The organism is Segatella copri (assembly GCF_024330485.1).
GTDB classification, from domain to species: domain Bacteria; phylum Bacteroidota; class Bacteroidia; order Bacteroidales; family Bacteroidaceae; genus Prevotella; species Prevotella copri_L.
The window spans coordinates 1-1,031 of the sequence record NZ_JANDWX010000095.1; the positions used below are offsets into that span (position 1 = coordinate 1).

2 protein-coding genes are annotated in these 1,031 nt (G+C 48.1%); both read left to right on the forward strand.

Going from position 1 to position 1,031, the window contains the following annotated elements:
* The first annotated feature begins 176 nt into the window (after nt 1–176).
* Entirely contained in the window at nt 177–590 is a 414-nt protein-coding gene (locus tag NNC77_RS16475; RefSeq protein ID WP_254971943.1) for a plasmid mobilization protein, read from the forward strand.
* The coding region (locus tag NNC77_RS16480; RefSeq protein ID WP_254971945.1) for a relaxase/mobilization nuclease domain-containing protein at nt 587–1,031 on the forward strand (445 nt) is incomplete at its 3' end. The genes NNC77_RS16475 and NNC77_RS16480, both read left to right, overlap by 4 nt.

A 1,031-nucleotide genomic window follows, 5' to 3' on the forward strand; every position in this document is an offset into this window, starting at 1 on the left:
GTCTGCGACCTTGGACGTGGATAGCTGAAAGGCTGTAGTTCCAACTAACGTGTTCTGAGAGGGAGCGAGGTTATGTTTTGGGAACCCCAAAACGCCTCGCTCCACCATGAGGGCGGAGATTTTTTGCTCCCAACGGTCGCAGAAAGTAAGTGTACCAACTGTAAACAGTATATCGAATGACAAGCATACATGAACAATACAAGAGAAAGGGCGGAAGACCGCCCACGGGCAGGGTTCGCAAGCTGTCGAAGTCTGTCACGGTGAAGTTCTCGAAGCCAAGCTACGAGGCATTGAGGCTGAGGGCGAGAAAAGCCAACCGCAAGTTGGCGGAATACATCCGTGAGTCCGCCTTGAACGGTGAGGTGGTCAGCGGACACAACGCAGAGACGGTAGCCATCGCTAAGAACCTCATCGGTATGGCTAACAATCTCAACCAACTTACCAAGCTGTCGCATCAGAGAGGTTTCCATGAGACCCATGTATATGTGGTGGACTTGTTGAGAAGATTGAAAGAAATCCTTGGCGAGTATCGCCAAGCAAGTTATAAACCGAATCCAAGCAGTATGGGCAGAAATGAGGATACCACATGATAGGCAAGCTAAAGAAAGGCAGCTCATTTGGTGGTTGCATCCGCTATGTTACAGGCAAGGACGAGGCGAAAATCATCGTCTCGGATGGTGTGTTACTCGGCACGAATGCCGAGATAACGCAAAGTTTCGAGCTACAGAGGCAGCTAAATCCAAGGATTAAGAAGCCTGTGGGACACATTGCATTGAGCTTCAAACCAGAGGACAAGCCACGTTTGACGGATGAGTTCATGGCTAAGATAGCCCTTGAATACATGCAGATGATGGGTATCACCGATACTCAATTCATCATCGTAAGGCATCACAACACGGACAATCCACATTATCATATCGTGTATAACCGCATCAACAATGAGAGCAAACTCTTATCAGACAGGAATGATTACAGGCGTAATGAGCAGGTGACCAAGGCTCTTAAATCCAAATATGGACTTACTTACGGAA

What these genes read in the sequence shown, in the direction of transcription:
- NNC77_RS16475 (WP_254971943.1), top strand. Translation starts at nt 177, where the DNA reads ATGACAAGCATACATGAACAATACAAGAGAAAGGGCGGAAGACCGCCC.